This window comes from Mesorhizobium loti (assembly GCF_003148495.1).
GTDB classification, from domain to species: Bacteria; Pseudomonadota; Alphaproteobacteria; order Rhizobiales; family Rhizobiaceae; genus Mesorhizobium; species Mesorhizobium loti.
This window is the reverse complement of sequence record NZ_QGGH01000004.1, coordinates 500,022-524,855: the sequence shown is the minus strand read 5'-3', so window position 1 is coordinate 524,855 and position 24,834 is coordinate 500,022. Positions and strand designations below refer to the sequence as shown.

General features: G+C 62.2%; 23 protein-coding genes, 1 tRNA gene and 1 riboswitch. Of the genes, 14 read left to right on the top strand and 10 right to left on the bottom strand.

The features are described from left to right. Positions 1 to 12: 12 nt before the first annotated feature. The 7 genes from C8D77_RS19350 to C8D77_RS19320 all read left to right on the top strand — a co-directional run bounded on the left by C8D77_RS19350 (position 13) and on the right by C8D77_RS19320 (position 6,075). The gene (locus C8D77_RS19350; RefSeq protein ID WP_109666799.1) at positions 13 to 687 is read left to right on the top strand and encodes a response regulator transcription factor; all 675 of its coding nucleotides are present in this window, start codon (positions 13 to 15) and stop codon (positions 685 to 687) included. Continuing rightward, a complete protein-coding gene (locus tag C8D77_RS19345) occupies positions 684 to 2,183 on the top strand; it encodes a sensor histidine kinase (protein ID WP_109666566.1) in 1,500 nt (499 codons plus the stop codon). The genes C8D77_RS19350 and C8D77_RS19345 overlap by 4 nt, the downstream gene beginning before the upstream one ends. Before the next feature lie 81 nt (positions 2,184 to 2,264). Then, positions 2,265 to 3,254, top strand: a complete 990-nt coding sequence (locus tag C8D77_RS19340) for a glycosyltransferase family 2 protein (protein ID WP_206438809.1) — start codon at positions 2,265 to 2,267, stop codon at positions 3,252 to 3,254. Next, positions 3,247 to 3,948: a class I SAM-dependent methyltransferase gene (locus tag C8D77_RS19335; protein ID WP_109666563.1), complete on the top strand. Its 702-nt coding sequence runs from the start codon at positions 3,247 to 3,249 to the stop codon at positions 3,946 to 3,948. The genes C8D77_RS19340 and C8D77_RS19335 overlap by 8 nt, the downstream gene beginning before the upstream one ends. Then, positions 3,926 to 4,408, top strand: coding sequence for a GtrA family protein (locus C8D77_RS19330; RefSeq protein WP_245951822.1), 483 nt, complete (start codon positions 3,926 to 3,928; stop codon positions 4,406 to 4,408). Before C8D77_RS19335 ends, C8D77_RS19330 begins: the two co-directional genes overlap by 23 nt. A 38-nt stretch (positions 4,409 to 4,446) precedes the next feature. Beyond that, the gene (locus tag C8D77_RS19325) at positions 4,447 to 5,928 is read left to right on the top strand and encodes a hypothetical protein (protein WP_109666794.1); all 1,482 of its coding nucleotides are present in this window, start codon (positions 4,447 to 4,449) and stop codon (positions 5,926 to 5,928) included. Between the two features lie 73 nt (positions 5,929 to 6,001). Further along, positions 6,002 to 6,075: transfer RNA gene (locus C8D77_RS19320), tRNA-Gly, on the top strand. On the opposite strand, the gene C8D77_RS19315 is transcribed toward C8D77_RS19320, so the two are convergent. Together C8D77_RS19315 and C8D77_RS19310 are read right to left on the bottom strand one after the other, a co-directional pair. After that, complete coding sequence (locus C8D77_RS19315; RefSeq protein ID WP_109666557.1) at positions 6,064 to 6,315, bottom strand: hypothetical protein; 252 nt, start codon at positions 6,313 to 6,315, stop codon at positions 6,064 to 6,066. The genes C8D77_RS19320 and C8D77_RS19315 overlap by 12 nt on opposite strands. A gap of 160 nt (positions 6,316 to 6,475) precedes the next feature. Next, on the bottom strand, positions 6,476 to 7,465 hold the full coding sequence (locus tag C8D77_RS19310) for a LysR family transcriptional regulator (protein WP_109666555.1): 990 nt from the start codon (positions 7,463 to 7,465) through the stop codon (positions 6,476 to 6,478). Between the two features lie 311 nt (positions 7,466 to 7,776). Between C8D77_RS19310 and chvE the strand changes: the two genes are divergently transcribed. The 4 genes from chvE (at position 7,777) to araD1 (ending at position 13,082) form a co-directional block, all read left to right on the top strand. Next, positions 7,777 to 8,844: a multiple monosaccharide ABC transporter substrate-binding protein gene (gene chvE, locus C8D77_RS19305; protein WP_109666553.1), complete on the top strand. Its 1,068-nt coding sequence runs from the start codon at positions 7,777 to 7,779 to the stop codon at positions 8,842 to 8,844. Between the two features lie 121 nt (positions 8,845 to 8,965). Beyond that, positions 8,966 to 10,498, top strand: coding sequence for a multiple monosaccharide ABC transporter ATP-binding protein (mmsA, locus tag C8D77_RS19300; protein ID WP_109666550.1), 1,533 nt, complete (start codon positions 8,966 to 8,968; stop codon positions 10,496 to 10,498). Further along, positions 10,495 to 11,781 carry a multiple monosaccharide ABC transporter permease gene (gene mmsB / locus C8D77_RS19295; protein ID WP_109666548.1) on the top strand — a complete coding sequence of 429 codons (1,287 nt, stop codon included), beginning with the start codon at positions 10,495 to 10,497 and terminating at the stop codon, positions 11,779 to 11,781. Before mmsA ends, mmsB begins: the two co-directional genes overlap by 4 nt. 308 nt (positions 11,782 to 12,089) lie before the next feature. After that, the gene (gene araD1 / locus C8D77_RS19290) at positions 12,090 to 13,082 is read left to right on the top strand and encodes an AraD1 family protein (RefSeq protein WP_109666792.1); all 993 of its coding nucleotides are present in this window, start codon (positions 12,090 to 12,092) and stop codon (positions 13,080 to 13,082) included. Positions 13,083 to 13,262: 180 nt separating this feature from the next. Here the strand turns inward: araD1 and C8D77_RS19285 are convergent, their stop codons facing one another. Together C8D77_RS19285 and C8D77_RS19280 are read right to left on the bottom strand one after the other, a co-directional pair. Further along, positions 13,263 to 14,033 carry an ABC transporter substrate-binding protein gene (locus C8D77_RS19285; RefSeq protein WP_109666545.1) on the bottom strand — a complete coding sequence of 257 codons (771 nt, stop codon included), beginning with the start codon at positions 14,031 to 14,033 and terminating at the stop codon, positions 13,263 to 13,265. Positions 14,034 to 14,134: 101 nt separating this feature from the next. Continuing rightward, entirely contained in the window at positions 14,135 to 15,229 is a 1,095-nt protein-coding gene (locus C8D77_RS19280; RefSeq protein ID WP_109666543.1) for a 2'-deoxycytidine 5'-triphosphate deaminase, read from the bottom strand. 139 nt (positions 15,230 to 15,368) lie between these two features. Further along, positions 15,369 to 15,446: riboswitch (SAM riboswitch) on the top strand. Between the two features lie 56 nt (positions 15,447 to 15,502). Here C8D77_RS19280 and C8D77_RS19275 point away from each other — a divergent pair. Next, entirely contained in the window at positions 15,503 to 16,690 is a 1,188-nt protein-coding gene (locus C8D77_RS19275) for an O-succinylhomoserine sulfhydrylase (RefSeq protein ID WP_109666540.1), read from the top strand. A gap of 7 nt (positions 16,691 to 16,697) precedes the next feature. On the opposite strand, the gene C8D77_RS19270 is transcribed toward C8D77_RS19275, so the two are convergent. Beyond that, positions 16,698 to 17,849 (bottom strand): ceramide glucosyltransferase, encoded by a 1,152-nt coding sequence (locus C8D77_RS19270; RefSeq protein WP_109666538.1) that lies wholly within the window; start codon positions 17,847 to 17,849, stop codon positions 16,698 to 16,700. Positions 17,850 to 18,178: 329 nt separating this feature from the next. Between C8D77_RS19270 and apaG the strand changes: the two genes are divergently transcribed. Further along, complete coding sequence (gene apaG, locus C8D77_RS19260; RefSeq protein ID WP_013533640.1) at positions 18,179 to 18,571, top strand: Co2+/Mg2+ efflux protein ApaG; 393 nt, start codon at positions 18,179 to 18,181, stop codon at positions 18,569 to 18,571. 192 nt (positions 18,572 to 18,763) lie between these two features. Here apaG and C8D77_RS19255 read toward each other — a convergent pair whose 3' ends face one another. From C8D77_RS19255 to C8D77_RS19245, 3 genes are all read right to left on the bottom strand, one after another. Next, positions 18,764 to 19,795 (bottom strand): Hsp33 family molecular chaperone, encoded by a 1,032-nt coding sequence (locus C8D77_RS19255; RefSeq protein WP_109666535.1) that lies wholly within the window; start codon positions 19,793 to 19,795, stop codon positions 18,764 to 18,766. A 95-nt stretch (positions 19,796 to 19,890) separates the two neighbouring features. After that, positions 19,891 to 20,802 carry an ornithine carbamoyltransferase gene (gene argF, locus C8D77_RS19250; protein ID WP_056588317.1) on the bottom strand — a complete coding sequence of 304 codons (912 nt, stop codon included), beginning with the start codon at positions 20,800 to 20,802 and terminating at the stop codon, positions 19,891 to 19,893. A 16-nt stretch (positions 20,803 to 20,818) separates the two neighbouring features. Then, positions 20,819 to 22,018 (bottom strand): aspartate aminotransferase family protein, encoded by a 1,200-nt coding sequence (locus tag C8D77_RS19245; protein WP_109666533.1) that lies wholly within the window; start codon positions 22,016 to 22,018, stop codon positions 20,819 to 20,821. Positions 22,019 to 22,373: 355 nt separating this feature from the next. Between C8D77_RS19245 and C8D77_RS19240 the strand changes: the two genes are divergently transcribed. Further along, positions 22,374 to 22,892, top strand: coding sequence for a GcrA family cell cycle regulator (locus C8D77_RS19240; RefSeq protein WP_109666529.1), 519 nt, complete (start codon positions 22,374 to 22,376; stop codon positions 22,890 to 22,892). Positions 22,893 to 23,007: 115 nt separating this feature from the next. Here the strand turns inward: C8D77_RS19240 and C8D77_RS19235 are convergent, their stop codons facing one another. Next, positions 23,008 to 24,012 (bottom strand): magnesium and cobalt transport protein CorA, encoded by a 1,005-nt coding sequence (locus C8D77_RS19235; RefSeq protein WP_109666526.1) that lies wholly within the window; start codon positions 24,010 to 24,012, stop codon positions 23,008 to 23,010. A gap of 91 nt (positions 24,013 to 24,103) precedes the next feature. Continuing rightward, positions 24,104 to 24,829, bottom strand: coding sequence for a phosphate signaling complex protein PhoU (phoU, locus tag C8D77_RS19230; protein ID WP_109666524.1), 726 nt, complete (start codon positions 24,827 to 24,829; stop codon positions 24,104 to 24,106). Between the last annotated feature and the right edge of the window lie 5 nt (positions 24,830 to 24,834).

The window sequence follows — 24,834 nt, the reverse complement described above, 5'->3', positions numbered from 1 at the left end:
CGGAGCGTGCACATGCGCATCCTGCTGATCGAGGACGAACCGGAAATGGCCTCGGTGCTGAAGACGGCGCTCGAGCGCCAGGACATCATCGTCGACCATGCCGCGACACTGGCCGATGCCGAAGCCGTGGCGCGGCTCGGCCATCATGACGCCGTGATACTGGACCGCCGCCTGCCCGATGGCGATGGTCTCAGCCTGATCCCGCGCCTGCGGGCCTTGCATCTGGACGTGCCGGTGATCGCGCTGACGGCGCTCAGCGGTCTCGACGACAGGGTGGCCGGGCTCGATGCCGGCGCCGACGACTACATGGTCAAGCCATTCGCCACGGTGGAACTGGTTGCCAGGCTCAATGCCTTGCACAGGCGTTCGTTCACCTCACGCGCCAACCAGACGGTGGTCGGCCGCCTTACCTATGATTTCCGCCATCGCGAGGCGCTTATCGAGGACCAGGCACTGGAGTTGCCGCGGCGTGAACGGCTGGTGCTCGAAACGCTGATCCGCAGGCCAGGCCGGACCATCATGCGCGGCGCCCTGGAAGAAGCCGTCTACGCCCTCGATGACGAGATCGGCTCCAATGCGCTGGATGCGCACATTTCGCGGCTGCGTCGCAAGCTTGACGATGTCGCTGCCGGCATCGAGATCAGGGCGATCCGCAATCTCGGTTATCTCCTGCGGGCGGCTTCGTGAAAAAGCCGCGCACGCGGTCGCTGCAATGGGTGCTGGTGCGGCGGCTGATCCTGCTGCAGGCGGCGACGCTTCTTATCTTCATCGTGCTGTCCGCGGCCGCGCTATGGATCGCCGATCCGCGGCTTCTTGTCGACAACGAGGCTGCCGTTGCAGCCATCAAGAATGCCGTCGATCGTGACGGCAACGGCAAATTGATCGTCCATGAGACCGACGAGTTGCGTTCGTTTCGTGAGGGCTTCCCGAACGTCTGGTACATTATCCGCGACGGCAGCGGCCAGAGCGTCCGCTTCGGCACCATACCAGACGTCTACGCCAGGAATTTTGGCGATCTGCTGGGCGCGGCCGATCACGCCACCATCGGGTTTTCGGAGGATGACCCGCGGCCGGAGGCCTATCTCGAAAGGGTTTCGACCAAGGCGGGCACGGTTCAGATCATCGCCGCGACACGATCCTTGCGCGACAAAACAGAAGGCCTCGAAGTCACCATTTCGGCCACCGTCGATGTCGCCAAGAACCCGGACGGCAGCAGGAACTGGGAGAAGGCACTTCCCGCTCTCACGGCCATCATCATCATCCTTTTGTTGCCGATTGTCCTCGTCATGGGAACCACGACCCTGGTGACCACGCCTGCCGTCGTGCGCAGATCTTTTGCCGGCCTCGTCGACACCGTCCAGCAGGCCGCGCGTATCGACATCGGCACCCGTGCGATGCAACTCCCGGTCAAGAATGTACCGCAGGAGATCGAGCCGCTGGTGCATGCCTTCAACCAGACACTGGCGCGCCTGGCCCAAGGCTATGACCGGCACAATCGCTTCCTCACCGACGCGGCCCATGAACTGCGCACGCCGATCGCCATCTTGCGCACGCGCGCCGAATTGCTGAAGCAGGAGCCGCAAAGTGCACGCCTGCTGCATGATATCGAGCGCCTGTCGCATCTTGCGCAGCAGCTGCTCGACCACCAGTTGCTTGACCGCCCGGCAGACCAGCGCCAGATCATCGATCTCTGCGACCTTGTCAGCCGGGTCGCGGCCGACTTCGCCCCGCTCGCCATCGAAGCAGGCTACGATCTTGCCTTCGAGCCGCCCGCCGGCAAGGTCCATGTCGAGGTCAACGTCCTGCAGATCGAGCGCGCGCTGGCAAATCTCGTGCGCAATGCCATCGACCATGGCGGCGGCTCCGGCACGATCACCATTGCCGTCGACGAGACCGGTGGCGTCGAAGTCCACGACGAAGGCCCGGGCATTCCGGCGGATGAGTGCGAGAATGTCTTCGAACCCTTCTACCGCTTGCAGCCGCAATCGCGTGGGGCAGGTCTGGGATTGAACCTTGCCCGGCAGATCGCGCTGCTGCATGACGGCACCATTCGGATATTGGCGGGGTCCTGGCAAGGCGCCCGCATCCGCATGGCCCTGCCGGTTCATCCCGTGACCGCTGGCAGCGGAAAAGGCGGCCGGCCGATGGCCGCAGCTGATCCCGCTGGCTTATCTGTTTTCTAACCAATTCCCGCTATTTCCAATCGAATAGCGGGAGCAAGGCTTTTGGTGGAGACGGAGAAAAACACCGCGCGACGCGCCGTCATGCTGTCGGTGGTCGTCCCATGCTACAATGAGCTGGATGGCCTGGCCGAACTGCATCGGCGGGTGACGGCCGCATGCGTCGAACAAGGCCCTTCCTATGAGATCGTCCTTGTTATCGACGGCGCGACCGACGGGACGCGCGAGGCCATTTTCCAGCTGGCCGAAAAGGACGACCATGTCGTCGCCATCGATCTTGCCCGCAACTATGGCCACCAGATCGCGTTGAGCGCGGGGCTCGAATTCTGTCGCGGCCAGCGCATTCTCATTCTCGATGCCGACCTGCAGGATCCGCCTGAGCTGCTCGGCGCGATGATGACGAAGATGAACGAAGGCTTCGATGTCGTTTACGGCCAGAGGCTGACGCGCGACGGCGAAAGCTGGTTCAAGCTCGCTTCCGCCTCGATGTTCTACCGCTTGCTGCGCCGGATGGTCGACGTCGATATAGCCCCGAATACCGGCGATTTCCGGCTGATGAGCCGCCGCGCGCTCGACCATCTGAACGCGATGCCCGAACGCTACAGGTTCATTCGCGGTATGGTGAGCTGGATCGGGCTGAAGCAGACGGCTCTCCCCTATGAACGGCACCGTCGCTTTGCCGGCACCACCCACTATCCGCTGAAGAAAATGGTTCTGCTGGCGATCGACGCGATGACCAGCTTCTCGATCGTGCCTCTGCGGTTCGCCTCGTTGCTCGGAATGATGTTCGGACTTCTGGGGTTGGTCGTGCTCGCCTACACCCTGTTCGAATGGTCGGTCGGAAACGTCTTGCCCGGCTGGACCAGCCTTGCCGCGATCGTGCTGATCCTCGGCAGCGTCCAGCTGATGGTGCTTGGCATCTTCGGCGAGTATCTCGGGCGCATGTACATGGAGACGAAGCGGCGGCCGCTCTACTTCGTCAACGAGATCGTTTCGAGCAACCTGGCAGCCAGAGACAAGGATCTGCCGGTCCATCGTTTGCAGAAGATCGCAAAGAGAGCCGCACGTGCTTGAGGCCGAGTTCGACCAGTTTGCGCGGGAATACCAGGAGCAGCATGCCGCGAGCATAAGGCTGAGTGGCGAAACGCCGGACTTCTTCGCCAGGTACAAGATCGACGACGTCGCCACGACACTGCGGCGGGCCGGTGTGAAACCACGGCGGATACTCGACTTCGGCGCCGGCGTCGGCAATTCGCTCGGCCATATGCGCAACGCGTTTCCCGATGCCGAGATCACCTTGCTCGATCCTTCGCGGGAATCGCTCGACATCGCCAGCAAGCGCTTTCCCGGCCAGGCCGCCTTCACGCATTTCGACGGCAAGACGATTCCTTTTGCCGCTGGCAGCTTCGACCTGGCCTTCGCGGCTTGCGTCTTCCACCACATTCCCGAGGACCTGCAGGTCGGGCTGCTGGCGGAGATCGGCAGGGTGCTGGCCGATGGCGGCAGCTTCTTTCTTTTCGAACACAATCCGTGGAACCCGTTGACCACGCATGCGGTGAGAAACTGCGCCTTCGACGAAAACGCGGTTTTGATAAATTCCCGCGAGATGCGCAGGCGTATGGCCGAGGCGGGCCTTGCCAACACCCGGATCATCTACCGGATTTTCTTTCCTCGGCTGCTTGCAAGGCTGAGGCCGTTCGAGCGTTTCCTCACCAAGATTCCTGTCGGAGCCCAATATTTTGCGCATGCGGTCAAGCCTGCCGTTTGACTTTCCCAGGATGCTGCGATCTGGCGCCGTCGGTCTGTTGAACACGGCGTCGGGGTACGCGGTCATTCTGGCCGAGCTTGCGCTCGGCCTTAACGACACCCTCGCCAACGCCACGGTTTATGTCACCGACCTTGTCCTCAGCTTCTTCCGCAACCGCCAATGGACCTTCACACGGGCCGATGGCTTCCTGTCAGGAACCCTGTTTCGATATGGGGATGGGGGGATCTTCTTGGTCGCCTACAGCGTCAATCTGGCGGTTGCGATCGCCACTCGCTCAGCAGGCATCACCGAAAGCTCCCTGGTTCACCTGGAAACGATCTGCGTCTATTCGGTCGTTTTCTGTCTCGGTTCGGCTCACTTGGTGTTTGTCGGACGTGAAAGTCGCGCAGACGACAAAGCAGACGGGAACCTTCGGGTGACCGACGAGCTTTGGCGGGCGCCGAGCAGTCGAATTCCATGAACCAAACTCTCATCGCAAACAATCAGAGGCGGCGCATTATGGACAACGCCCGGGCCGGGGTGGAAGCCGCAACGCACGACGAGCGGACCCGCGCGATATTCTGCCTGTTCACGGCTTGGGCGATGGCGGCAATACTGACTGCAAAAGCCGGTTCCACCCTGCAGGATCCCGACAGCTGGTGGCAAGTGAAGGTCGGGCTGGATTTCCTGGCAAACCGGACATTTCCGACGGTCGACCCTTATTCCTATACGTTTGCCGGCCAGCCATGGATTGCCAAAGAATGGCTGGGGCAGGTCGTGCTGGCCCTTGCCTACAAGACAGGAGGCTGGAACGGGGTGGTCACCGTTATCATCGCCTCGATTTCCCTGACGGTTTTCCTGATGGGGTGGTTTCTCAGCGCCTGGCTGAAGCCGATCCTGGCCACTATACTGGCCTTCGCCGCGGTGTTCCTGATCATGTCGATCTTCACGGCGCGTCCGCATGTCTTGACCTTCCCGATCATCGTCATCTGGACGGAGATGCTCTTTCGTGCGGCAAGGGAAGAACGGGTGCCGCCCTGGTGGCTGCTCGTGCTGGTCGTTTTGTGGGCGAACCTGCACGCCACCTTCACGCTGAGCTTCATCATCGCGGGTTTCGCCGGTCTCGATCTGCTGGCGCGCACAGGCCTGTCGAAACCAGCCCTCCTGGCGAAATGGATCGCATTCGGTCTGCTTTGCCCGCTGGTCAGCCTGATCCACCCCTATGGCGTCCAGGCCATCCTGGCGACGCTCGGCGTGGCTTACGGCAATGAGGCTGTGCCGCTGATCATGGAATGGAACGCATTCAATCAACCGGAGAACTCCATCCAGGAACTGGCGATGCTGCTGGGACTTTTCGGGCTTCTGGTAGCACCGTTGCGAATTGGCTGGGCAAAGGCTCTGTTCGTCGTCTTCACCTTGCATGTCTATCTCGCCCATGTGCGTTTCGTGTATCTGTTCTTCCTGCTGGTTCCCTTGGTGATCGCAGTCGAGGTGGCGCAGCAATACCCCTCGCTTTCAGCCACCGCATGGCTGGCGCAAAGGCGCGACGGACTGGAAAAATTCTTCGCCAGGCGATTCTACGCGATCTGCGGCGCGACCGCCGTCTTGACGGTCAGTGGGGTCGTCGTGCTCGGCAGTATTCATCAGGTCGCGCCGAGCCCGAAGACGTCGGCCAGCGGGGCGCTGGCCTTCGCTGAAAGCCATCATCTGTCTGGCAATGTGATGAATTCCTACAATTTCGGCGGGACGCTGATCTTTCACGGGATCAAGACCTATATCGACGGACGGACGGACCAGCTGTTCCTGGGCGGTTTCACAAAGGCCGATGACGACATGGGCCACACCGGCGGCAAGCCGCTCCTCGAAGCCCAGCTGAAGAAATACGCAATAGGCTGGGCGCTGTTGTCGGCTGATGACGCCCGCATCCCCTTCTTTGACCAGCTGGGCTGGAAGCGAGCCTATGCGGACGATTACGCGGTAATCTACCTGCCCGGCACCTGATCCTGTTTGGGGCCGGCGCAAGGGCTGCTTTGCGATTGCCCGAAGCCGGGCCGTCATGGTAACGAGGGCACACGCGGGTATGATGTAATGGTAGCTTGTCAGCTTCCCAAGCTGAACGCGAGGGTTCGATTCCCTCTACCCGCTCCAGCTTAAGGCGCCAGAAACAATTTCAGCGCGTGCCTGTTCGTCGAACAAAACCGAGCAGCCGCGCGCAAGCGCCACCGTTGCGAGGGCGTTTGCTACTGCGTCATCCGATGAAACGAAATCGCCGGTCAGTACCCGCAATTCTTCTACGCTTTCAGCCATGGACACGAAATTCCCGACCGATCGATCGTGCTTGCAGGCCTCGACCACGTAAAGCAGATCGATGATTTCGAAGCTGCACATGTTCAGCCTCCAGAAGAAATCGTCCCTTGCAAGATCATGAACGCATCGGCAGGAAATAATGTTCCCGGCTCGCTTTCGCTAGCCTCGGCCTGGCGGCTCTTTCATGCGCTTTGCGCGCCCGATCGAACTCGACGCCAGGCAACCCTACCCGACCGCGCCATCATCCCACCTCCCGCAGAATGAAATCATGCAGCATCTTGGCGGCCGGCGACAGCACGCGGTTCTTCACCGTGATCAGGCTGTAAGGCCTGACCTCGATGTCGAATTCGGTCTGGACGACGTCGATGGCGCCGGCCAGTCCGTCAGGGTTCTGGATGAATTTCGCCACCTGGACCGAGACCGGCGCGATGGCATCGGACTGCGCGACCATGACCAGCGTCAGAAGCAGTGAGCTGGTGTTGAGGATGCGGTCCGGCAAAGCGATGTTGCGGTTGAGGAAATTGCTCTCCATCGCCTGGCGCAAGGGCGAGCCGCCCGACTGGAAGACCCAGTCATAGGCGGCGGTCTCTTCCAACCGCACCCCCTCGCCTTTGGTCAGCGGATGGCCCCGGCGCACGATCAGGCACGCCTTCTCGACGCCGATGACGCGCGACTCGAACAGCCGCGGATTGAGGTCGTCGGGGATGCGCGCGATGATGAAATCATGGCGCGTGGCGATCAGCTCGCGCGCCAGCACGTTGGAGGTCTCGACCTGCATGGTGATCTCGATGCGCGGATAGATGCGGCGGATTTCGCGAATTGCCGGCACCGCCAGCTCGATTGCAGGCGCCGTCACGGCACCGAGGAACACCGAACCGCCCTTGCCCGCCTTGAGCTCGGATATCTCGCGATCGACCTCGCGCATCTCCAAGAGGATCGAGCGCGCGCGCCTGGCCAAAGCCTTGCCGTAGGGCGTCAAGGTGATGCCGCGCGGCAGTCTCTCGCACAGCTTGACCTCCAGCACCGCCTCCATCTCGCTGATCATGCGCGAGGCCGCCGGCTGCGAAATGTTCATGACCTGGGCTGCCGCGCTGACCCGGCCATGGTCGTCGAGCGCGACGATCATGCGCATGTGGCGCAGACTGAGGCCGCTGCGCAGCAGGGTTTCGCCATCGCCCGGCATCTCTCTGTAACTATTTGAAACTGCAGTCGGATTCCCTAGCGCAGCCATCGCTTTCCCCTCTCTTCTGCTCGCGGACGGTCGGTATTGGGATCAGCCCGTCACGTCGCAGTACATATACCAACCATGATATAGCAACCATCAAAGATCGCATTTGACAGTTATGGCAAAGAGCCACACCCTTCGCGCGTTCCGAGACGCGACGGTCGCTAACGAGAAAATCGTATCGATTGAAATCAGCGTCTAGGGGCCATGGGAGGATACCGGAGATCGATATGACGGCAGCAGTGCCTTGGCGCTTCTGCACGATTGCGCGGCCCGCGACCCCGGGGTGCCGCGTCCATCAACCAGGGAGAGTTAAAGTGAAAATCATCAAGACACTGGCCGCCGTCGCGGCCCTTGGCGTTGCCGCCATGACCTACTCGGCGCACGCAGCCGATAAGGGTCTTGTCGGCGTGCTGATGCCGACCAAGACCTCGCAGCGCTGGATCAACGACGGCGACGCCGTCAAGTCCCAGCTCGAGGCTCTCGGCTACACCGTCGACCTGCAATACGCGCAGGACGACATCCCCAACCAGCTCAGCCAGCTGGAAAATGAAATCACCAAGGGCCCGAAGGCGCTGATCATCGCTTCGATCGACGGCACCACCCTGTCGGATGCGCTGCAGAAGGCCGCTGACGCCGGTGTCGTCGTCGTCGCCTATGACCGCCTGATCAAGAAGACCGCCAATGTCGACTACTACACCACCTTCGACAATTTCGGCGTCGGCGTTATCCAGGCCAATTCGCTGCTCAAGGGTCTCGGCTATCCGGAGAAGAAGGGTCCGTTCAACATCGAGCTGTTCGGCGGCTCGCCGGACGACAACAATGCCTTCTTTTTCTACAATGGCGCCATCTCGGTGCTGCAGCCGCTGATCGACAGCAAGGTGCTCGTCGTGAAGTCCGGCCAGACCGGCATGGACAAGGTCGGCACGCTGCGCTGGCTCGCGGCAACCGCCCAGGCACGCATGGACAATCTGCTGTCGGCCAACTATTCGGACGGCAGCCGCGTCGATGGCGTTCTGTCGCCATATGACGGTCTGTCGCGCGGTATCACCGCCTCGCTGCGCGCCGTCGGTTACGGCACGGCCGCTCAGCCGTGGCCGGTCGTCACCGGCCAGGACGCCGAGACCGCTTCGGTCAAGCTGATCATCTCGGGCGAGCAGTACTCGACCGTGTTCAAGGACACCCGCGAACTGGCCAAGGCCACTGTCGGTCTGGTCGACAAGGTGCTGTCGGGCGGCAAGCCGGATGGCCTCGACACCAAGACCTACAACAACGACGTCAAGGTTGTCCCCTCGATCCTCTTGACGCCGCATGAGGTCGACAAGTCGAACTACCAGGCACTGGTCGTCGACTCCGGCTACATCAAGGCCGAAGACCTGAAGTAATCGCATTGCAAAAGCCTGGGGTCCCGCGTACAGCGGGGCCCCTTTTTGCTAGCGCGGCGAATCCAAAATTCGCATACTAGCCCACCGGCATTGTCCGGAATTGGGAGGAGCAGTATCCCTTATGGCTTCGACGATTTTGGAGATGCGCGACATCACCAAGACGTTCCCCGGCGTGAAGGCGCTGTCGAACGTCAACCTCAGCGTCGAGGAAGGCGAGATTCATGCCGTGGTCGGCGAGAACGGCGCCGGCAAGTCGACGCTGATGAAGGTGCTGTCGGGCGTCTATCCCACAGGCACTTATGACGGCCAGATCATCTTTCAGGGCCAGGAATGTCACTTCAAAGGCATCCATGACAGCGAACACAAGGGCATCGTCATCATCCACCAGGAGCTTGCCCTGGTGCCGATGCTGTCGATCGCCGAAAACATTTTCCTCGGCAACGAGCACGCCAGATACGGCGTCATCGACTGGAATGCCAACGAAGCGCGCACCAGCGCCCTGTTGAAGAAGGTGGGCCTCAAGGAGGACCCCAAGACGCTGATCACCAATATCGGCGTCGGCAAGCAGCAACTGGTCGAGATCGCCAAGGCGCTGAGCAAGGAAGTCAAGCTGCTGATCCTCGACGAGCCAACGGCGTCGCTCAGCGAAAAGGACAGCCAGGCGCTGCTCGACCTGCTGCTCGAATTCAAGCGGCAAGGCATGACCTCGATCCTGATCTCGCACAAGCTCAACGAGGTGAACCGGGTCGCCGACAAGGTCACCGTCATCCGTGACGGGCGCACCATCGAGACACTGGCCAAGAAGGACATCTCGGAAGACCGCATCATCACTTCGATGGTCGGTCGTTCGCTCGACGACCGCTATCCGCCGCGCGAGCCCGATATCGGCGAGGTCGTGTTCGAAGTAAGGAACTGGTCGGTTTATCATCCGCTCCATGCCGACCGGCAAGTGATCAAGGGCATCGACATCAATGTGCGCAAGGGCGAGGTTGTGGGCATTGCCGGGCTGATGGGCGCCGGCCGCACCGAATTCGCCATGAGCATCTTCGGCCGCTCCTATGGCCGCCGCATCACCGGCGAGGTGCTGCTCAAGGGCAAGCCGATCGATGTCTCCTCGGTGAGCAGGGCGGTCGAACACGGAATCGCCTACGTCACCGAGGATCGCAAGACCTACGGCCTCAACCTCATCGACCATATCAAGCACAACATCACTCTGGCCAACCTCGGCGGCGTCTCGCGCCACAGCGTGATCGACGACATGCGCGAGCTCGCCGTTGCCAACGACTATCGCAAGAAGACCAATATCCGCGCTTCGAGCGTCTATCAGATGACCGGCAATCTTTCCGGCGGCAACCAGCAGAAGGTGGTGCTGTCGAAATGGCTGTTCGCCGACCCGGAAGTGCTGATCCTTGACGAGCCGACGCGCGGCATCGATGTCGGCGCCAAGTACGAAATCTACACGATCATCGCCCGCCTCGCCGCCGAAGGTAAGGCGATCGTGGTCATTTCGTCGGAAATGCCAGAACTGCTCGGCATCACCGACCGCATCTACGTCATGAACGAAGGGCGCATGGTGGGCGAAATGCCCGCGGCGGAAGCAAGCCAGGAAAAAATAATGCGCGCCATCGTTCGGGGAGAAGGAAAAGCAGCATGAGCACCGAAATCGCCCCCGCCCCGCAGGGCAACGTCGCCGAAGAGCAGCGTCCACGCATCGCCGTCTCGGCGCTGACGACGAACCTGCGCGAATACGGTCTGATTATCGCGCTGATCGTCATCATGCTGTTCTTCCAGTTCACCACGTCGGGAACGCTGTTCAAGCCGGTCAACCTCAGCAACCTGGTGCAGCAGAACTCCTTCATCATCGTGATGGCGCTGGGCATGCTGCTGGTCATCGTTTCCGGCTATATCGACCTCAGCGTCGGATCGGTCGCCGGTTTCATCGGCGCGCTGGCGGCAAACATGATGGTCATCTGGCAGCTCGGCCCGCTCAGCAATCCGCTGGTGGTTTCGATCGTCTGCCTCATCGTGGGCGGCCTGATCGGCGCGGCGCAAGGCTATTGGATCGCCTATCACCGAATACCGAGCTTCATCGTGACGCTGGCGGGCATGCTGATCTTCCGCGGCATCTGCCAGGCGCTGCTGGGCGGCGGATCCTCGGTCGGTCCGCTTCCGGACGATTTCAAAATGCTCAGCTCCGGCTTCATCCCGGATGTGATCGGCCCGCTGACGCTGATCCCGCCGACGGTCAATGCGGCCGGCAAGACCATCATGGGCAGCGGCCTGACGCTGCACATGACGACGATCGTGCTCGGTCTGATCGCCGTGCTGGCCTATGCCTATTTCGGGGTGAGGACGCGACGCAAGCGCGAACGCCATGGCTATGAGGCCGAGCCCTTCCCCCTGTTCGTCATCAAGACGCTGGTCGCCAGCGCGCTGGCGCTGTTCCTGGTTTATGAGTTCGCCAGCTACAGAGGCTTGCCGGTGGTGCTTCTCGTCATGGGCGTGCTGATCTCGCTGTTCGTCTTTGTCACCAAGCGCATGACCATCGGCCGCCGTATCTACGCGATGGGCGGCAACGCCAAGGCGGCGCAACTGTCGGGCATCAACACCGAGCGGCTGACGCTGATGGTGTTCATCAATATGGGCGTGCTGTCGGCGCTTGGCGGCCTGATCATCGCGGCGCGCCTCGGCCAGGCCGTGCCGGCGGCGGGCCTCGGCTCCGAGCTCGACGTCATCGCCGCCGTCTTCATCGGCGGCGCCTCGGCGATGGGCGGTGTCGGCCAGGTCATCGGCGCGGTGGTCGGCGGCTTCATCATGGGCGTGATGAACAACGGCATGTCGATCATGGGCGTCAATGTCGACTGGCAGCAGGTGGTCAAAGGCCTGGTGCTGCTCGGCGCCGTGATCTTCGACGTCTACAACAAGAACAAGGCTTGAACAGGCTTTAGAGCAATTCCAGGAAAAGTGTGAAACGGTTTTCCGCCCGGAATTGCGCCAAGACAATGAGTTAGGGCGGTTCGCCGTTTCCGTGAAACGGTGAACCGCTCTAGTCGAGGCAAGCAGGAGGCATACGATCGCGGCGCTGCCGGCAAACCCACCGGCGTAAAGAAGTTCCCTGAGGGACCAGGCCCGCGAGCGCAATCCGAACGGAGAATATCAACCGTGGCATGGACGACGTCCCGGCCGCGCTGAGCAAGGTTTGCCGTTTTGGCAACCCTGCCAAGGCAAATGAGAGAGGATTCATCATGCTGATCTCCCAGATCCTTGACGACGCCGAGACCATCCGCGTCGTCGCCCGCAATGGCGGCAAGACCCGGATCATCAACGGCGCCCGCAGCGTCTATTCGCTGGCGATGGAGGCTGCCCGCACCGGCGTCGGCCTCGTCGCGCTGATCGAACGCAAGGGGCTTGGCGAGACGGTCGATCTCGAGGCGGCCTACAAGAAGGGGCGGCTGCTGTCGCCGATCAACCACCCCGACCCGGCGCATCTGCACCTGACCGGCACCGGACTGACGCATCTGGGTTCGGCCGCGACACGCGATTCCATGCACAAGAAGCTCAGTGCCGACGGCGAGGAGCAACTGACCGATTCCATGAAGATGTTCCGCATGGGGCTGGAGGGCGGCAAGCCTGCGAAAGGCCAGATCGGCGTGCAGCCGGAATGGTTCTACAAGGGCAACGGCACGATGGCAGTGGCGCCAGGTGCCGCACTCCTGTCACCGGCTTTCGCCAAGGACGCCGGCGAAGAGCCGGAGGTGGCCGGCATCTATGTCATCGGTGATGACGGCGCGCCCTTCCGTGTCGGCTTCACGCTGTCGAACGAGTTTTCCGACCACGTCACCGAACGCGTGAACTATCTCTTCCTCGCCCATTCCAAGCTGCGCAACGCCTCGTTCGGGCCGGAAATCCTGATCGGCGACCTGCCGTCCGACATCCGCGGCACCTCGCGCATCCTGCGCGACAGCGAGGTGCTATGGGAAAAGCCGTTCCTGTCCGGTGAAGCGAACATGTCGCACACCATCGCCAATCTCGAACACCACCATTTCAAATATGCAGCCTTCCGCCAGCCGGGCGACGTGCATGTGCACATGTTCGGCACGGCGACGCTGTCCTTCGCCGACGGCATCAAGACCGAGGCCGGCGACGTGTTCGAGATCGAGGCCAAGGATTTCGGCCTGCCGCTGCGCAATCCGCTCGAGATCGAACAGCCGGTGAAGGTGGCGGTGAAGGCGCTGTAGAAAGGGTGATCTCCCCCCTTGAGGGGGAGATGTCGCCGAAGGCGACAGAGGGGGTCGTCGCGCGTGGAGCGCCGACGTCTTCTCGCGGCACCAGACGACGCTGGCGTTCTACGCGCAGCGACCCCCTCTGGCCTGCCGGCCATCTCCCCCTCAAGGGGGGAGATTGGCAGCTTCAACGTCTCAATAAATATCGAAGTCGAAATACTTGGCCTGGATCTTCTTGTAGGTGCCGTCGGCGACGATCGCGTCGATGGCCGCGTTGAGCTTGTCGCGAAGTGCTGTGTCTTCCAGGCGAACGGCAATGCCGGCTTGCGTTTCCGTACCCTTGACGTCGCCGACCAGCTTGCAACAGCCGTCGCTTGCCTTCTTCAGCCAGTCCATCAGCACGAACTTGTCCGAGATCACGGCGTCAAGCCGGCCGTTGGTCAGGTCGGTGATCGCCTCTTCCTGGGTCGGGTAGAGTTTTGCCTCCGCCCCGGCCTTGCCGTAGCTATTCTGGGCATAGTCGGCCTGCGTGGTCGAAGCCTGGGCGCCGACCGTCTTGCCGGCAAGGGCTGCCGGTTCGGTCGAGGTGAGCTCGCTGTCCTTCGGCGCCACCAAAGCGAGCGGCGTCGTATAATATTTGTTGGTGAAGGCGACCTGCTTCTTGCGCTCCTCGGTGATGCTCATCGAGGCGATGATGGCGTCGAACTTCTTGGCCTGCAGGGCGGGAATGATGCCGTCCCAGTCCTGGGTGACGATTTCGCATTCGACCTTCATCTGCGCGCACAGCGCATTGGCGATGTCGATATCGAAGCCTTCGACCTTGCCGTCCGCTGTAATGGTGTTGAACGGCGGATAGGCGCCCTCGGTGCCGATCTTGATCTTCTCCTGTGCCTGCGACAGCGAGCTGGCCGCTATCACCAGCATGGCAGCACCCGCTGCCGATATGATCCATTTCGAAATCTGCATTTTCTTGGTTCCCCTTGAACGCCGCCAGCTTGACGACCAGCAAGGCAGCCAAGCATGGCGAGCCAGTGCAGGCAAGTATTTTGCCTGACGGTGATAGACGCTCAGCGCGCGGCGCGGAAATGCTTGGACAGCTTCAGGCCCTGCGCCTGGTAGTTGGAGCCGAGATCGGTGCCGTAGAGCGCCTGCGGCCGTTTCAGCATGTGCTCATAGACCAGCCGGCCGACGATCTGCCCATGGTCGAGGATGAACGGCACTTCGTGGCTGCGCACTTCGAGCACAGCCCGGCTGCCGGTACCACCGGACGCGGAATGGCCAAAGCCCGGATCGAAGAAGCCGGCATAGTGGACGCGGAATTCGCCGACCAGCGGATCGAAGGGCGTCATCTCGGCGGCGTAGAGCGGAGGCACATGCACTGCCTCCTGGCTGACGAGGATGTAGAACTCGTCGGGATCGAGCACCAGCTCGCCGGCGCCGCTCTTGTGGATCGGCTCCCAGAAGTCGACGACCTCCTGTGCCGCGCGCTTGTCGACATCGACAAGACCGGTGTGATGCTTGCCGCGATAGCCGACCAGCCCGTTCTGATCGCCGTTGAGGTCGATCGACAGCGCGATGCCGCCGCCGGAAATGTTCGGCGGCTCGGTGGCGACCAGCATCTGCGCGCGATGCAACTCATTCAGCTCGGCTTCCGAAAGCAGCGCATTGCCGGTGCGGAAACGTATCTGCGACAGACGCGAACCGGTGCGAGCGACGATCGGGAAGGTGCGCGGGCTGACCTCCAGATAGAGCGGCCCATGATAGCCGGCAGCGATCTTGTCGAACTCGTGGCCGCGATCGGTCATGACGCGGGTGAAGATGTCGAGCCGCCCGGTCGAACTCTTCGGATTGGCCGAGGCCGAAATGTCCGCCGGCAATGCCAGGCTTTCAAGCAAGGGCACGATGTAGACGCAGCCGGTCTCCAGCACCGCGCCCTCGGCCAGATTGATCTCGTGCAGCTTCAGCCTATCGAGCTTTTCCGAAACCTTGTGGTTGGGACCCGGCAGGAAGGAGGCACGCACCCGCCAGGCCTTGTCGCCGAGCCTGAGATCAAGACTGGCCGGCTGGATCTGGTCGGCATCAAGTGCGCGCGCCGACTTCAGCGCGCCACACTGGAACAGCGCTGAAATGTCCTGATCGGGAAGAATGCCTGTCTGCCGCAAGGCTCCGCTCCTTAGCCAGGCGATTTTTCTTGTCGCAGGTTCTTGCCGCAAAACCGTGGAACACTTTTGCGGAACCTGCTTGGTACAAACCTCTTAATGAAGCCGGCAATTGACGCAAGCGTGGCGCGGGTCTAAAGGGTCGTTATCCCGTGGTGATTTGGCCGGTCGGCTTGCAGCCACGTTAAACAAGTCGCTAAAGGACCGTCGGGCCGCAAGGCCGTATGGACCGGTTGCGACTTCGCGGCCGGTTTTTTTGTGTCTGGAAGAAGAGCGATGAGCACCAAGAAGCGCAACTGGAAGCCTCAGACGGCACTCGTGCACAGCGGAACGCTGCGTTCCGGTTTCGGCGAAACGTCGGAGGCGATCTACCTCACCCAGGGCTATGTCTACGAAACGGCGCAAGCCGCCGAAGCCCGCTTCAAGGGCGAGGAGCCGGGCTTCATCTATTCGCGCTATGCCAATCCGACCGTCGATATGTTCGAGAAGCGCATGTGCGCACTCGAAGGCGCGGAAGACGCGCGCGCCACCGCGTCTGGCATGGCCGCGGTGACGGCAGCCCTTCTGTGCAGCGCCAAGGCCGGCGACCATATCGTGGCGGCGCGTGCACTGTTCGGCTCCTGCCGCTGGGTGGTCGAGACGCTGGCGCCGAGATACGGCATCGAGGCGACGCTGGTCGACGGCACCGACATCGCCAACTGGGAAAAGGCGGTCAAGCCGAACACCAAGCTGCTCTTCCTGGAAAGCCCGACCAATCCGACGCTGGAAGTGGTCGACATCGCAGCGGTTGCGTCGCTTGCCAATTCGATTGGCGCCAGGCTGATCGTCGACAATGTCTTTGCCACGCCGCTGCAGCAGAAGCCCTTGCAGCTCGGCGCCCATATCGTCGTCTATTCGGCGACCAAACACATTGACGGCCAGGGGCGCTGTCTCGGCGGCGTCATCCTGTCGGACAAGAAGTGGATCGACGAGAACCTGCACGATTATTTCCGCCACACCGGTCCAAGCCTGTCGCCGTTCAACGCCTGGACGCTGCTGAAGGGCCTGGAAACGCTGCCGCTGCGCGTGCGCCAGCAGACGGAAAGCGCAGGCCGGATCGCGGATTTCCTGGCCGAGCGGCCGGAAATCGCCCGCGTCATCTATCCCGGGCGCGCCGATCACCCACAGGCCGATATCGTCAAGAAGCAGATGTCGGGCGGCTCGACGCTGATCTGCCTCGACGTCAAGGGCGGCAAGCAGGCGGCCTTCGCCTTGCAGAACGCGCTCGACATCGTGCTGATCTCCAACAATCTCGGCGATGCCAAGAGCCTGATCACCCATCCGGCAACGACGACACACAAGAATCTGAGTGACGAGGCGCGCGCCGAGCTCGGCATCGGGCCGGGCACGCTCAGGCTGTCGGTCGGCCTGGAGGACACCGACGATCTGCTTGAGGACATCGCGCAGGCGCTGAAGGCCAGATAAGACGCCTTCAGGCGCCGGACGGCGTCTCTTCCAGCTCGGCCGCCTTGGTGCCGATGGTCATCGCGTTGCCGCGCCAGTCGACGGCACCGCCGAGCCAGCCGCGCGCCCACATCGCCGGCAGGATCAGGTCGCGCGCCATAATCGCCGCAACCATGCGTGGCGACAGGTACCAGCCCTTGGACCAGGCCAAGGCGCACTCGGGAAGATAGAAGGCCGCCAGCACGGCGATGGCGGTTGGCCAGAGGCTGATGCCGGCGCTTGCCGCCGCAATCAGCGCGAGCACCAGCGGCACCACCGCGCCAGTCAGGATTTCGGGTGCGAAGAACAGCGGGAAGGTGACGCGGCGCAGGCGCGCCCAGCGGGCCTGGCGTGACCAGATCTCGTCAAAGGTTCGCCGGCCGAGCGGTTGCTCGAAGGGCGCGGCGACGAGATTGACGCGCAGGCCGAGGCCATTGACCAACTTGGTCGCAGCCGCGTCCTCGGCGATCTCGGCGGCCAGCGCGCGGATGCCGCCATTGGCGTCGAGCATCGGCTTGTTCCAGAGCATGCTCTTGCCCTGGGCAAAGCCAAGACCAAGCGCCTCGCCGGCGTATTGCCAGCGTGCCTGCAGCGTGTTGAGGAAAGCGCATTCGACCTCGGCCCAGAAGCCAGCCGGCCGCGAGCCTATCGGCGTCGAGCAGACAAGGCCGGTGTCGGGCCGCCAGGCAGCCATCAGGTGCTGGACGTAATCCCTCGGCATCAGCACGTTTGAATCGGCCAGGATGACCCAGTCGTGTCGGGCTGCCTCCCAGCCCTTGACGCAATTGTTGAGTTTCGGATTGGCGCTGATGCGGTCGTCGCCGACCAGAAGCCGGGCCGGCACCTTCGGAAACCGGGCAATCGCCCTGTTTATCAGTTTGACCACCGGATCGTCGGTATGGGCGACGCAGAAGATCAGCTCGTAGCGCGGCCAGTCGAGCGAGAAGGCGCGCTCCAGCGTCTCGTGCGTGAATGGCTCCGCGCCACGCGACGGCACGACGATCGACACCGGCAGCGGCTTGCCGGCCGGCGGCGCGACAATGCGTCGCCGTTTCAGACGCGAAGCGGCAAGCATGATGCTGGCGAGATTTGAGAGGATGAGAGCAGTCGAAAGCGTGGCGGCTATGAGAGTGAGTTCCATCGAGATCCGGTCACTCCAGAAAACCGGTCCGCAGGACGGCCGATTCAACAGTTCGACTGAGCGCCCGAGTCGCGCGGCACTGATCGGCGCACACCATCATTGTCATGTGTCACTTAAATGACATTCTTTCCCGCCACCTGCCCCTAAAGCGAGTCGCGTTTGAACGGATTCAGGCGACGCGCTTTAGGTCCTTGTTTTTATGCATGTCGTTTTCCCAAAACCGAGGCCACTTTTGGGCGACATGCATTAGAGGCCGCAATAACAGGATGCGCACCGTTGACCAGCCCGCGTGGAGCGCCGAAAGTTACCGGATCGTTTTGGAGCCGCTTATGTACAGCGCCGTCACGCGCAATATCGAAGTGCAGGTCAGGCCGTTCTATCTAGAGGACCGCTCAGATCCCTCAGAGAACCGCTATGTCTGGGGCTATCAGATAACGATCGACAATCAGTCGGACGATTTCGTGCAGCTGTTGTCGCGCTATTGGCACATCACCGACGGCACCGGCCGGGTCGAGGAGGTACGCGGCCCCGGCGTCGTCGGCGACCAGCCTGAACTCAATCCCGGCGACAGCTACCAATACACGTCCGGTTGCCCGCTCTCGACACCATCCGGCATCATGGTCGGGCACTACACGATGCGCAACAAGCGGGGCGAGACGTTCGACATCGCCATCCCCGCCTTCTCACTCGACCTGCCGGGGACGCGGCGGACGGTGAATTAGCATCTTTCTCCCCGTCACTATACGGGGAGAAATGCCCGGCAGGGCAATGAGGGGCGGCGCCGAGCCCAGAAGATTATCTCCCATGCACGACAACGTCCGAGTGGACAACGCGCGGCCATTCGCCAAAGTTCGCGCTGCCCCTCATCCGCCCTTCGGGCACCTTCTCCCCGTAAACGGGAAGGAAGGATTTCTTTATTGAGCAGTAAATTCCGCTGGGTCGAAGTCATATTGCGTCGAGCAGAATTCGCAGGCGACGTGGATGCCGCCGTCCTCGGTGCTGTCCTTGATCTCCTGGGCGGAAAAACCCTCGAGGATACCGCGGATCTTGTCCCGAGAGCACGAGCACTGGTCGGCGACAGGAACGCCGCCGAAGACGCGCACGCCATGCTCGTGGAACAGCCTGTAGAGCAGCCGCTCTGCGCCGATCGTCGGGTCGATCAGTTCGGTCGGCTCGATGGTGCCGAGCAGCGCCAGCAACTCCTGCCAGGAATTGTCGGCCGGATCGTGGATCTCCTCGCGCGGATCGCCATCGCCACCCGGCAGATCCGGCACGCGCATGCGCTCGGGCGACTGCGGCAGGAACTGCGCCAGGATGCCACCGGCGCGCCACTGCTCGCGGGCGCCGCCGGGGCCGGGCGTCAGCAACTTGGCCACCGACAGCCTAAGATCGGTCGGAATCTGCTCCGACTGACGGAAATAGGTGCGTGCCGCATCTTCCAGCGTCTCGCCATCGAGCTGGACGATACCCTGATAGCGCTGCGTATGAGCGCCCTGGTCAATGGTCAGCGCCAGCACGCCGCTGCCGAGCAGGGTCTGCTGCGACGTTTCGCCTGCCGCGACCAGCGCCTCCAGCCGGTCGGCATCGAAACGCGCATAGGCGCGCAATGCCGAGGGCGTGGAGAAATCCGCGACCAGCATGTCGACAGGCCCGTCGGTGCGGGTCTGCAGGATGAATTTGCCCTCGAACTTGAGCGATGTGCCGAGCAGTACCGTCAGCACACAGGCCTCCGCCAGCAGGCGGGCGACCGGCTCGGGATAATCGTGGCGGCCGAGGATGGCGTCGAGCATCGGCCCGAGCTGGACGGTGCGGCCGCGTACATCGAGCGGGCCGACCTCGAACGGCACGACGTGATCGTCGCCGGCGTAGCCGAATTCGCCGAGTTTGGGGTGATGTTCAGTCACTTGATAGGTTTCCAACATGACAAAGCTCCAGGGCGCGGCCATGCCGCCCTCCGGGGCGCATGCGTCGAAACGCGCTTGATTTGCGTGATGCGGCGCAAATAGGCATCACACCCCCGCAGATCAAGCTCCCAGACACTTCATGCGCCAAGACACCAGGCGAGCACGGCCTTCTGGGCATGGAGCCGGTTCTCGGCCTCGTCGAAGACCACCGAATGCGGTCCGTCGATGACCTCGTCGGTCACCTCCTCGCCGCGGTGCGCTGGCAGGCAATGCATGAACAGCGCGTCCGGCTTGGCCCTGGCCATCAGCTTGGCATTGACCTGGTACGGCGAGAACACGTTGTGGCCGCGGGCGCGATGCTCCTGGCCCATCGACACCCAGCAATCGGTGACGATGCAGTCGGCCTGATCGACGGCTTCCTCGGGCGAACGGGTGAAGTGCAGCTTGCCGCCATGTGCCTGGGACCAGTCGATATGCTTCTGCGCCGGCTCACTGCCCTCGGGAACGGCGACGTTGAGGTTGAAGCGGAACCGGGCCGAGGCCTCGAGCAGCGAATGCAGCACATTGTTGCCGTCGCCGGTCCAGGCGATGGTCTTGCCGGCGACCGGACCGCGATGCTCTTCGAAGGTCATGATATCGGCCATCAGCTGGCAAGGATGGGTGTCGTCGGTCAGTCCGTTGATCACCGGCACGGTGGCATTCTCGGTCAATTCCAGCAGCCGCTCATGCGAGGTGGTGCGGATCATGATCGCATCGACATAACGCGACAGCACCTTGGCGGTGTCGGCGATGGTCTCGGAACGGCCGAGCTGCATCTCAGTGCCGGTCAGCATGATGGTCTCGCCGCCAAGCTGGCGCATGCCGACGTCGAAGGAGACGCGCGTGCGTGTCGACGGCTTGTCGAAGATCATCGCCAGCACCTTGCCTTCGAGCGGCTTTGTCCGCTCGCCGGCCTTGAGACGGGCTTTTCGCACCACCGCGTCGTCCAGCATGAAGCGCAGATCGCCTTCAGAGACGGCGGAAAGGTCGGTGAAATGGCGAACTGACATCAGGAATGGTTCCGGATTACTTCGCGGCGGCGGAGGCGATCGCCTCCGCCAGGCCCTTGGCGCCGGCGCGGATGCGGTTGAGCGCGTCGTGGATCTCAGCATCGGTGACGGTGAGCGGCGGCAGCAGGCGAATAACGTTGTCGCCGGCTGGCACCGCCAGCAGGTGCTGATCACGCAATGCCATGTTCACCTTGGTGTTGGGCATGGCGCATTTGAGGCCGAGCATCAGCCCCGCGCCCCTGATGTCCTCGATGACCTCGGGAAACTCGTCGGCGACCGACGCAAGCCCCTGCTTCAGCAGCAGCGCCTTGCGCTGGACATCTTCGAGGAAGCCGTCTTCCAGCACGACATCGAGCACGGCGTTGCCGACAGCCATCGCCAGCGGGTTGCCGCCGAACGTGGTGCCATGCACGCCTGCGGTCATGCCGACGGCTGCTTCATCCGTGGCAAGGCAGGCGCCCATCGGGAAGCCACCGCCAATGCCCTTGGCGATCGCCATGATGTCTGGCGTAACCCCTGACCATTCATGCGCGAACAGCTTGCCGGTACGGCCGATGCCGCACTGGACCTCGTCGAAAATCAACAGCAGGCCGTGCTGCTCGCACAATTGCCTGAGCCGCTTCAGCGATTGCGTCGGCACCGGACGGATACCGCCCTCGCCCTGCACCGGTTCGATCAGGATGGCGGCCGTCTCCGGCGTGATCGCCTTTTCGGCGGCGTCGATGTCGTCGAAACCGACCTGATCGAAACCTTCGACCTTGGGACCGAAGCCTTCGAGATATTTGTACTGGCCGCCGGCCGCGATGGTCGCCAGCGTGCGGCCATGGAAGGCGCCTTCGAAGGTGATGACGCGGAAGCGCTCGGGGTGTCCGTTGACGAACTGGTAGCGGCGCGCCGTCTTGATTGCGCATTCCAGCGCCTCGGCGCCCGAATTGGTGAAGAACACCTTGTCGGCGAAAGTGGCGTCGACCAGCCGCTCGCCGAGCCGGCTCTGCCCCGGAATCTCATAGAGATTGGAAACATGCCAGAGCTTGGCGGCCTGCTCGGTGAGTGCGGCGACCAGATGCGGATGGCTGTGGCCGAGCGAATTGACGGCGATGCCGCCGGCAAAATCGAGATATCGCTCGCCTTTGTCGGTAATCAGCCAAGTGCCTTCCCCGTGGTCGAAGGCCAGGGGTGCGCGAGCAAAGGTCTCGTAAAGCGCCGAACCGCTCATTATATGCGTCTCCGGTACCGGAAAATCAAAAAAGCCGCCAAAGCGGCGGCCTGTGCGGCTTATCGTGTTTTTCGGCCATGAAGTCAACGAAAACGTCGCGTAGTGGCGCGCGGCAAGCCCCCTGACGAGACGCCGGCTCATAAGCGACCGGGCAAGTTGGGGAAAACCGAAAAAACCGATTCGTGTTGCACTTGGGACTCTTGTCACCGAGTCAGCGGATAGAGTAGTTGTAGTCGAGAAATAACTAGATTTCGTGCGGCGGACCTAATCACCAGATATATGTGGTGTCTGCCCCGGCAAATGTTGCCGGGTCGGTAAGGGATTCCGATTGCCGCACGCTTATAGGAGCGCGGTCATGAACTGGACTGACGAGCGGGTAGAACTTCTCAGGAAACTGTGGTCGGAGGGTCTGAGCGCGAGCCAGATTGCTGCACAGCTTGGAGGGGTCAGCCGCAACGCGGTCATCGGCAAGGTGCACCGGCTGAAACTGTCGGGCCGCGGACGCTCGACCGCCGCGCCGGCACGCCAAAAGAAGGCGGCGCAAGGATCGACCGTTCAGAAATCGGTGTCACGCGCCGCAACCGCGGCACGCCATGTCACGACGTCAATCGGCGCGACGGCCTTGCAGACGCAGTTCGATGCCGAACCGGTGGCACGCCACTACATCCGCCCGGTCGAGAATGTCGTGTTGCCGATCTCGCGGCATCTGCAACTCGTCGAGCTGACTGAGCGGACCTGCAAATGGCCGAACGGCGATCCGCTTTCGGAGGATTTCCATTTCTGCGGCAACGAGGCCGCCGAAACCGGGCCCTATTGCAAGTATCACGCCCGCGTGGCGTTCCAGCCGGCATCGGAGCGGCGGCGGAGCCGGTAGGCAAGGGAATAGGGGAATAGGGAGTAAGGCAGTAGGGCAGTATGAGTGCGGAAAGCTGCGCTCACGAAATGCCATCCTACTGCCCTACTGCCCTACTGCCCTACTGCCCCTATCTTCACAGCCACCCATTCTTGCGAAACCGCCAGTAGAGGAACGCGCAGATCAGCGCGATCGTGGTCAGCACCATCGGGTAGCCGTACTCCATCTTCAGTTCCGGCATGTCGCTGAAATTCATACCGTAGATGCCGGCGAACGCCGTCGGCACCGCCAGAATGGCGGCCCATGAGGCGAGCTTCTTGGAGATCGCCGTTTCCTGACTCTGGCCGACCAGCAGGCTGGCTTCGAAAGCGAACGCCAGCACCTCGCGCAGACTGTCGATCTTTTCCTGGACAGTGCGGATGTGATCGGTCACGTCGCGAAACAGCGGATGCATGGCTGTATGGATCTGCGGCAGCTCGGCGCTGGTCAACCGTCGGCAGACTTCGACCAGCGGAAGCGCTGCATTGCGCAGGCGCAAGAGATCGCGGCGCAGCATATAGAGCCGCTCGATGTCAGGGCCGGTCATTGGCTTCAACAGAACCCTATCCTCGATCACCTCGACTTCGTCCTCGATCTGCTCGAGCACCGGCATGTAGTTGTCGACGATGAAATCGAGAATGGCGTAGAGAACGAAATCCTCGCCCTTGGCCAGCGAATGCGGGCAGCTTTCCCAGTGCTGACGAACGGCGGCATAGGACGTCGAAGGACCGTGCCTAACGCTGACGATATAGCCGCTGCCGACGAACAAATGGGTCTCGCCGAAGGTGACCCGGCCGTCGATCAGTTGCGCGGTGCGGGCGACGATGAACAAGGCATCGCCATATTGCTCGATCTTCGGCCGCTGGTGTGGGTGCTCGGCATCCTCGATCGCCAGTTCATGCAGGTGAAACTGCGCCTGAACGCGCAGCAGCAGGTTGCGGTCGGGCTCGAGCAGGCCAATCCAGACGACATGACCGGATTTTTTTGCCCATTCGCCGGCTTCCTCGATGGGAATATCGGCGATGCGGCGCCCGGCCGTGTAGACGCCGCAAGCGATTATGCCGGAAGCAGGCGCCGGGGTCAGGTTCCGAACATTTTCCATCACGACCTCCCGAAGCAAATCCACGGACGAGGATAGAGGCAAAGCCCGGAAAGCTTAGCGTAATTCGGGCGACGGTTCGAGAGGCGGCCGTTCACTTCACCGGCAGCGTCTCGGAAAGACCGATCTTGTCGGTCTTGTCGCCCTTGGGTCGCTCGGCCGGCAACTGCTCGCCGGTGACGATGTAGTAGATGGTCTCGGCGATGTTGGTGGCGTGATCACCGATACGCTCGATGTTCTTGGCGCAGAACAGCAGATGCGTGCAGGGCGTGATGTTGCGCGGATCTTCCATCATGTAGGTCAGCAATTCGCGAAACAGCGATGTGTACATGGCGTCGATCTGGTCGTCGCGGTCGCGCACGAAGCCGATTTTCTCCACCGAGCGAGACGCGTAGACGTCGAGCACTTCCTTGAGCTGGGTCAGCGCCAGGTTGGCCAGGGCCTCGAGGCCGCGGAACAGGCTGGTCGGCTGGCGTCCGTCGGTGACAGCAACCACCCGCTTGGCGACGTTCTTGCCGAGGTCGCCGACCCGTTCGAGGTCGGCGGAGATGCGGATCGCGCCGACGATCTCGCGCAAATCCGTCGCCATCGGCTGGCGCTTGGCGATGATGATAATCGCCTTGTCGTCGATTTCGCGTTGCCCTTCATCCAGCACGGCATCATCGCGGATGACCTTCTGGGCGAGGCCGGGGTCGGCGTTGACGAGAGCGGCAACCGCCTGTTCGACCATGCGCTCGGCATGGCCGCCCATCGCCGCGATGCGCTTCGACAGATATTTGAGCTCCTCATCATAGGCGCTCATAGTATGCACGGACTGCATGATAA

Bases quoted from the DNA above. Each gene is read 5' to 3' on its own strand.
- C8D77_RS19285 (WP_109666545.1), bottom strand. From the start codon at position 14,033: ATGCAGATTTCGAAATGGATCATATCGGCAGCGGGTGCTGCCATGCTG.
- C8D77_RS19235 (WP_109666526.1), bottom strand. From the start codon at position 24,012: ATGGAAAATGTTCGGAACCTGACCCCGGCGCCTGCTTCCGGCATAATC.
- C8D77_RS19240 (WP_109666529.1), top strand. From the start codon at position 22,374: ATGAACTGGACTGACGAGCGGGTAGAACTTCTCAGGAAACTGTGGTCG.
- argF (WP_056588317.1), bottom strand. From the start codon at position 20,802: ATGTCAGTTCGCCATTTCACCGACCTTTCCGCCGTCTCTGAAGGCGAT.
- phoU (WP_109666524.1), bottom strand. From the start codon at position 24,829: ATGCAGTCCGTGCATACTATGAGCGCCTATGATGAGGAGCTCAAATAT.
- C8D77_RS19255 (WP_109666535.1), bottom strand. From the start codon at position 19,795: ATGGCCGCGCCCTGGAGCTTTGTCATGTTGGAAACCTATCAAGTGACT.
- C8D77_RS19310 (WP_109666555.1), bottom strand. From the start codon at position 7,465: ATGGCTGCGCTAGGGAATCCGACTGCAGTTTCAAATAGTTACAGAGAG.
- C8D77_RS19350 (WP_109666799.1), top strand. From the start codon at position 13: ATGCGCATCCTGCTGATCGAGGACGAACCGGAAATGGCCTCGGTGCTG.
- mmsA (WP_109666550.1), top strand. From the start codon at position 8,966: ATGGCTTCGACGATTTTGGAGATGCGCGACATCACCAAGACGTTCCCC.
- C8D77_RS19330 (WP_245951822.1), top strand. From the start codon at position 3,926: ATGCGGTCAAGCCTGCCGTTTGACTTTCCCAGGATGCTGCGATCTGGC.
- C8D77_RS19270 (WP_109666538.1), bottom strand. From the start codon at position 17,849: ATGGAACTCACTCTCATAGCCGCCACGCTTTCGACTGCTCTCATCCTC.
- C8D77_RS19340 (WP_206438809.1), top strand. From the start codon at position 2,265: ATGCTGTCGGTGGTCGTCCCATGCTACAATGAGCTGGATGGCCTGGCC.
- C8D77_RS19325 (WP_109666794.1), top strand. From the start codon at position 4,447: ATGGACAACGCCCGGGCCGGGGTGGAAGCCGCAACGCACGACGAGCGG.
- C8D77_RS19245 (WP_109666533.1), bottom strand. From the start codon at position 22,018: ATGAGCGGTTCGGCGCTTTACGAGACCTTTGCTCGCGCACCCCTGGCC.
- C8D77_RS19315 (WP_109666557.1), bottom strand. From the start codon at position 6,315: ATGTGCAGCTTCGAAATCATCGATCTGCTTTACGTGGTCGAGGCCTGC.
- araD1 (WP_109666792.1), top strand. From the start codon at position 12,090: ATGCTGATCTCCCAGATCCTTGACGACGCCGAGACCATCCGCGTCGTC.
- C8D77_RS19275 (WP_109666540.1), top strand. From the start codon at position 15,503: ATGAGCACCAAGAAGCGCAACTGGAAGCCTCAGACGGCACTCGTGCAC.
- apaG (WP_013533640.1), top strand. From the start codon at position 18,179: ATGTACAGCGCCGTCACGCGCAATATCGAAGTGCAGGTCAGGCCGTTC.
- mmsB (WP_109666548.1), top strand. From the start codon at position 10,495: ATGAGCACCGAAATCGCCCCCGCCCCGCAGGGCAACGTCGCCGAAGAG.